Source organism: Deltaproteobacteria bacterium (assembly GCA_018668695.1).
Lineage (GTDB): Bacteria > Myxococcota > XYA12-FULL-58-9 > XYA12-FULL-58-9 > JABJBS01 > JABJBS01.
Map to the genome: position 1 here is coordinate 1 of JABJBS010000015.1, position 5,084 is coordinate 5,084.

Sequence of the window (5,084 nt, forward strand, 5' to 3'; positions counted from 1 at the left end):
GAATCCTTCCGGGCGCGCCACAGCACAACCCTCTAGACATTCAGTCGAGGGAGATTCAAATCCTTGTCATGACCAGTAGTTTAGAAGCACCACGGTGAGCTGCGTGGCGATAGCTCATCTACAGAGCTAAAAAGCATAGTTAAGTCATTAAGATAGCAATCTTTCGTCCCTCAGTAATCAGTGCCTGGGGTTTGGATTACCGTTATAATTGGGCGGCATTCAATTGCTTATCCGGGTTCAAGTTTGCTAGACGGCACTGTTGTCGAAAACGGAGGTCTACATGACTAAGAAGCGAATTGCCCTGATTTCAACGGGTGGAACCATTGAGAAAACATACTGTGAACTCGATGGAATTTTGCGCAACGAGGTCAATGTTCTTGATGTCTTACTGGCCGGGCTTATCTTGCACGGGGTCGAATTGATTCGAATCCCTTTGATGAACAAGGACAGCCTGGAAATGCAACAAGCTGACCATGACCTTATTGCCGAAACCGTTAAGACGATGGTTAAAGCGTATGATGGTGTTCTGATTGTTCACGGTACCGACCGGCTGGCCGAGACCGGTGAATGTATCTGTAAGCTTCTGGGAACACCGGAGGTTCCGGTGATTTTAACGGGCGCAATGCGGCCTTATGAGATGCGCCATACTGATGCGATTCAGAATATGACTGAGGCTTTGACTGCTATACAGCTCGTACAACCGGGTGTGTATGCAGCGATGCACAACAAAGTTCTACGGTTTCCAGGCGTGGTGAAAGACCGCGTGAATGGAACCTTCGTCAACGGCTAACCATCTAGGATATCGGTCACGCAGCTAAAGAGTGGTGTACCATCTGGAAGCATCTCGCCCATCTCTGAAGGGCCAATGATCTTAGGGTCGATACAAACATTCATGCAGTGTTGCATCGCCTCTTCAATAAAACCTGAGAAGCCGTCGGTTTGAGGCATTTGTCTTAAATCGAGAATCACCTCATCACAGCAATCTGCAGCCAACTCTTCTATCGCGCTCAAGATGCCTTTTGAAGCCTCTGTAAAGACTTCTGCGGGGTCAGCTTCACTTGGCTGGCGCACTTGCAAGAGAGTGTCACTGCGAACCAGTACGGGCTGGTCGGCGGTGCTCACTCCATCTGGATTAAGCACTGCAGTAATTTGTGAATTTACAAATGGCTTTACCAGAAAGCCATCGTAGCCTTTTTCACTGGCCCGAATGCCTGGGTATTTTACTTTACGTGGGTAGAGCGCTGCGACTCTGGCGTCAGGTACTTTTTCGCGAAGAGCGTTGGCAAGGTCATCCGAATTTTCGTCGGGAATGACTGCGTCAACAATAACCAGCTTAAACTCGTGTTCACCGCAAAGGGCCATAGCTTCCTCGCGGTTGGTAGCTGCAAACACTGAGAACACATCTGGTAGCTCACCGCGAAATGCATCCGGAACGCGCGCACCGTCGTCAACCAAGAGAATGTCGTATCCAGCATCGGCTTCATTGCCTTCTACCGGCCCAGCGACCTTTTCAACTTTTTTGATGAGTTCGTCGCTCTTAAGCGGCTTGATTATAAAATCGGATAGGCCGTGCTGCATACACTCCGCCACAAGCTTGGAGTCGAGCGTGTCCGTAATCATAATAGAGCCGACTTCGTCGCCTCGAACGTGCATTTTGCGCAGCATCTCGAGGCCTTCCATATCGGGCAAGGAGGACTCCAGCAGCAATAAAGCAACTTGGTGCTTCTGCAGCATCTCGAGGGCTTCTTGCCCCGCAGAGGCTTCAAGCACGCGGTAACCCGATAAGGTGAGATGATGTTTGATTTCTTTGCGGATGTCTTCGTCGTGGTCGGCTACTAGAATTCTGGTCATGCCAGAGTATACCCAACACCTGGGGTTGCAGCGAGCGAAGATGCTTTTTCACTTAGGTAGGCAATACCTCGTTGAACGTCCGGCGCCTTGGCGATGTAGGTATCCGGCTTCTGTTGCTGTTTTCAGCTGCCGTCTGGCGGTTGCCAGAGAAACACCCAGGGCTTTAGCCGCTTCCTGGGTTTGTATGTCTTTTCTGGGAGAGAGTTCGCCGGATTCCTGGAGTTTTTTAACCAGGCATAGGGCTGCAAAGCGTTCGGGCGAAAGTGTCAATCGAGATGCCGCATGGAGTAAAAGGCCACCGTTTGAGTGTCCAACGAGGCGGTAGGTACCTTGCGACTCTTGAATTTCGAAAGGCAGTTCATGGTCGTCGAACCAGCGTCGTAGCCTGAAGAGGGCTTGGCGCACTGCCAATGGTGAAGCTCGGGGGTGGTAAAACTTGTCAGGGAAAAGGGCCTCGTGAATTTCTCCAACCCTTAAAGGGCGATAAAAGTCGTTGGTAAAAATATTGAGTAAGCGGTGTAAGACCTGACCGACTTTAAGGCTGGGTCCATGGGGCAAAGTCTTACCGGTGGAAAGCTCGATGATGATTTGAGCTTCGTGCAGTGGGGTCTGCTGAGGCACCCACGTATATTTTGAGTGAACGGAGAGCTCAATCCCGCTCAGGCGCTGGATCCGTTCGAGTTGACTCCCGGGTGGTACACCAAAAAGTAAGTGTTGCCACAATCTCTCATCCTGGGTCACGTGCGCAAGGGCGATGTCACATTCTCGAATAATCCCGAAAACCGCGAGCTCTCGAGCTTCTTGCTGAACCCGCTTGAGTCGCTTTTGGTTGGCTGGCGTGGCGCCGCCTTGTTTTAGGTCGAGGATGGCGCGCCATTGCTTGATATAGAACCGGCGCAGTTCCCCAGATTGTTGGTGAAGCTTTTGAGCTTGGGCGAGGCGGCGCTCAGCCTGGGCAATATTGCCCCGCCAAAACTCCTGATGTACCGACGATTCCAGGAGGTTACCATGGAGCAACTTAAAGTTTCCTTGCTCCGTCGTGCGAAGCAGCTCAGGTAATAATTTGTCTGTTTCCTCGGTATCTCCCTGATAGACAAGCACTTGAATGAGGTTCGTTTGAGCGACCAGCTTTTGGTATTGGCTTGGGGCAGGGTGCTCGATGAACTTACGCAAGGGCTCTGTCGCCAAGTCGTAGTGGTTACGAAGCATGTGTCCAAACGCCGTGAATAAGTAAGCTTCTGGGGGCGCAGGGGCATCAATCCTTTCAAGTATCTTAAAACCGTCTGCTACAGCGCCCATGCTCATCAAGCAGGCCGCATACTGAGCTTGCTCGTCAGGGGTGGCGGTGGTTCGTTGGGACTGCTCAGAATCGATGAGCGGCCGGACCAGCCGAATGGCTCTTTCATACTCCCCAAGGCGGCGGCAAAGTGAGGCAACCTCCGCTAGGTGGATTCTGTGGGTATTAAGATCAAATTGGTCCCGTAGAAATCGTAAAAAGTCGCTTCGCGCCTCTCCCCCGTGCCCTTCTTGAATACGCGTATGAATACTCTTCAAAACTCCAACAATTGATTGATTGTGTTGGTTTTTTGCCATATCTCGCGCCTTTGAAGGTGGCAGTTCTGGGGAAATAAGGGACTCTAATCCACTCAAAAATATAACTGGACCAGGTGATTCGCGCAAGGTAGGGACGCCCAAATTCCTGTCAGCGCAGACACATGAATAAATTAGGGAGCATGTTTCATGAACATGAAAAAATTAATGATGGTTGCCACAATGGGGGCACTCGCTGCTTCGGGTTGTAGTGTTGGTAACTGGAGCGACGACTGTACCAAAGCAAACAACTGTTATCTCGATGAGAGTGGCGTACCTACCTGTAACGAAGGCTACACCTGGGAAGATCCCACGGACAATGCCAACCTTACATGTGTTGAGTTCGGCTCTGGAACCGGCACAGGAACACCCGGTGACACTGGCACCAACCCTGGAGACACCACCGGCGGCGACAACGGCGGAACCAATGGTAACAACGGTGGAACCGACAGCGGCAACAACGGCGGAACTGACAACGGCAACAATGGTGGTTCCGGCAACGGTAACACGGATACCGGCGGTAACGACCCAGGTAACACTGACACGAACACAGATTGCTCGCGGGCTGGATTCACGGCAACAAGCCAATTGGCTCAGTATGCTACAACCGGCAACTTTTCGTACCAAGCAGTCAGCGGTACCTCGGCGCCTGTTCAAATTATGACCATCGATTCTTTCATCGAAGGCTTTGGCGGCCCAAGCGCTCCAGGCACTTTCGATTTAACAGGCATGAACTATGCTGATTGCGGACTCTGCTTGCTGGTGTTGGCAGATTGCGCTGATGCACAGGGCACAGGCTGTACGAAGTATTTCTATGCAGATGAGGGCAGCGTAACCATCGACCAGTTTGGTCAAGATGGCGGTACATTCTCCGGAAGCATGAGCAACGTCATCTTCAAAGAAGTCACGATTGATTCTGATACGTTTACATCTACGCCAGTTGCCAACGGCGAAACATGGTGCATGGACGGAACGTCTTTCTCGGCAGTTATTGGCGCAGGTGCAGGCAATACTGGCGGTGACAACGGTGGAAGCACCGGCGGTGACAACGGCGGTACGAACGGTGGAGACAACGGCAGTACAACGAATGACTGTCCTGATAATGCTCATACGGGTGACCCAGCTGTAAATTCAGGTGAGCAAGCAGGTTACTGCTATTGCGATCCTGGCTACTTCGTAAACGAAGAAGGCACGGGCTGTGTTGCAGAGTGCGAAACCGATTCTGATTGCAGCGGCGGCGACGTTTGTATTGATAACAGCTGCCGACCAGCACCTTGTACTGCGGGCTCATGCCCAGACGGTACTGTATGTGATGATTCAAGTGGCTACTGTATTCAAGACCTCGGTATTATGCCTCCTGAACCAAACCTCAACTGCGATGTTTTGATTGGTGGCAACTGTGAACTCGACGATTACAGCTGTATTCCAAGCTGGCAGTGCAGTGGCAGCGATTGCGATGACTTAATCGCTTTTAGCCCACGCATTGGTAACGACTATTGGGATTACGAAATCAATGGTGAAGGTTCAAGCCAATACCGAAGCTACATCCGCGGTGATGTGCGCAACTTGGTCGCTTATTCTTCAGCTTGGGTTCGATGCATGACTAAAGACCGTTGGGACTTTGGTAGCGGCACCAACAACGA

4 protein-coding genes are annotated in these 5,084 nt (G+C 51.4%); 2 read left to right on the forward strand and 2 right to left on the reverse strand.

Going from position 1 to position 5,084, the window contains the following annotated elements; genetic code table 11:
- The first annotated feature begins 280 nt into the window (after positions 1–280).
- The gene (locus HOK28_00655; protein MBT6431569.1) at positions 281–790 is read left to right on the forward strand and encodes an asparaginase; all 510 of its coding nucleotides are present in this window, start codon (positions 281–283) and stop codon (positions 788–790) included.
- Here HOK28_00655 and HOK28_00660 read toward each other — a convergent pair.
- Entirely contained in the window at positions 787–1,851 is a 1,065-nt protein-coding gene (locus tag HOK28_00660) for a response regulator (GenBank protein MBT6431570.1), read from the reverse strand. The two genes, HOK28_00655 and HOK28_00660, sit on opposite strands and share 4 nt — an antisense overlap.
- Positions 1,852–1,899: 48 nt before the next feature.
- Positions 1,900–3,444 (reverse strand): DeoR family transcriptional regulator, encoded by a 1,545-nt coding sequence (locus tag HOK28_00665; protein MBT6431571.1) that lies wholly within the window; start codon positions 3,442–3,444, stop codon positions 1,900–1,902.
- Positions 3,445–3,591: 147 nt separating this feature from the next.
- On the opposite strand from HOK28_00665, the gene HOK28_00670 reads away from it, so the two are divergent.
- Positions 3,592–5,084: hypothetical protein (locus tag HOK28_00670; GenBank protein ID MBT6431572.1), on the forward strand; the 1,493-nt coding region annotated here is incomplete at its 3' end.

What these genes read in the sequence shown, in the direction of transcription:
- HOK28_00665 (MBT6431571.1), bottom strand. Translation starts at nt 3,444, where the DNA reads ATGGCAAAAAACCAACACAATCAATCAATTGTTGGAGTTTTGAAGAGT.
- HOK28_00655 (MBT6431569.1), top strand. Translation starts at nt 281, where the DNA reads ATGACTAAGAAGCGAATTGCCCTGATTTCAACGGGTGGAACCATTGAG.
- HOK28_00660 (MBT6431570.1), bottom strand. Translation starts at nt 1,851, where the DNA reads ATGACCAGAATTCTAGTAGCCGACCACGACGAAGACATCCGCAAAGAA.